This is a genomic window from Deinococcus budaensis, from assembly GCF_014201885.1.
GTDB lineage: Bacteria > Deinococcota > Deinococci > Deinococcales > Deinococcaceae > Deinococcus > Deinococcus budaensis.
The window spans coordinates 1-1,127 of record NZ_JACHFN010000031.1; the positions used below are offsets into that span (position 1 = coordinate 1).

A 1,127-nucleotide genomic window follows, 5' to 3' on the forward strand; every position below is an offset into this window, starting at 1 on the left:
CTCTCTAGGGGTCAAAAGTCAGGGTGAGGTATGAGAAGTCGGCTCCTGTACGGTGTTTTCTGCGATGAAGAACACCCGGAGCCGACCCCCTCAATCTAGCCTCTGTGCCCTGATGGCTGAGCACTTCCCGCTCGATCCCCGTCGGCTCACCGTCCTCAGTGCCCTGATCCTCGCGGTCATTCAGGCGCGCAGCGTGGTCTTGTACCAGCTCGTCCAGATGGTCGATCTCCCAGGCTCGGACGAGACGGTGTACCAGCGCCTGAAGCGCTTCGTGCAGTTCGCGCTGCCCGACCTGCTCGTTGCCCGCTTCGTCCTGGCCCACCTGCAAGACGAGCAGCACTGGCTGCTCGTCCTCGACCGGACCAACTGGAAGTTGGGCCAGCAGGACGTCAATATCCTCTTGCTCAGCGTGCGCTGGCAGAGTTTCAGCTTCCCACTCGTGTGGACGCTGTTGCCCCACGGGGGCAACAGCAACATGGCCACGCGCATCGCCCTGGTCGAGCGCCTGCTTCCCTGCCTCCAGGGCCGAAAGGTATTCCTGACCGCTGACCGGGAGTTCATCGGCAGCGAGTGGTTCGTCGCGCTGCGCCGCATGAACATCTCCCCCGTCATCCGCTTGCGGGCAGATAGCGTCGTGGAGGGCTCCCCCGTCTGGGTGAGGTTCAAGAAACTCAGACCGGGCGAGCTGCGGGTCTGGTACAAGCCCGTTCAGGTCTACGGCGTGACCCTGCGCGTTCTGGCGTGCCAGAACGCCTCCCGTGAGCCCCTCTTCCTGGCGTACCAGGGTCACGCCGGACCCGCCTTGAAACGCTACGCCCTGCGCTGGACCGCAGAGAACATGCACCAGGCCCTGAAGTCCAGGGGCTTTTTTCTGGAGAGTACCCACCTCACCGATCCCGCTCGGGTCTCGACCCTGTTGGCCGTCGTCGCGCTCGCTTTCGTGTGGTGCTGCCTGGTCGGGGAGTTCGAGCAGCAGCGTGACCCGTCACGCTGCCTCAACCACGGCTATCCACCCAAAAGTCTGTTCAGGCGCGGCCTTGATGCCCTTCGTGCCGTGCTCAGCAACTCGAAACGCAGCACTGGAAGGGCCTTCCCCGATTGCCTTGCCACTTTTGACCCCTAGAGAG

The 1,127-nt window shown here is 63.4% G+C and carries 1 protein-coding gene; it reads left to right on the top strand.

What is annotated here, in order from left to right:
* Positions 1-64: 64 nt before the first annotated feature.
* Positions 65-1,123, top strand: a complete 1,059-nt coding sequence (locus HNQ09_RS18630; RefSeq protein ID WP_184032060.1) for an IS4 family transposase — start codon at positions 65-67, stop codon at positions 1,121-1,123.
* The last annotated feature ends 4 nt before the right edge of the window (positions 1,124-1,127 follow it).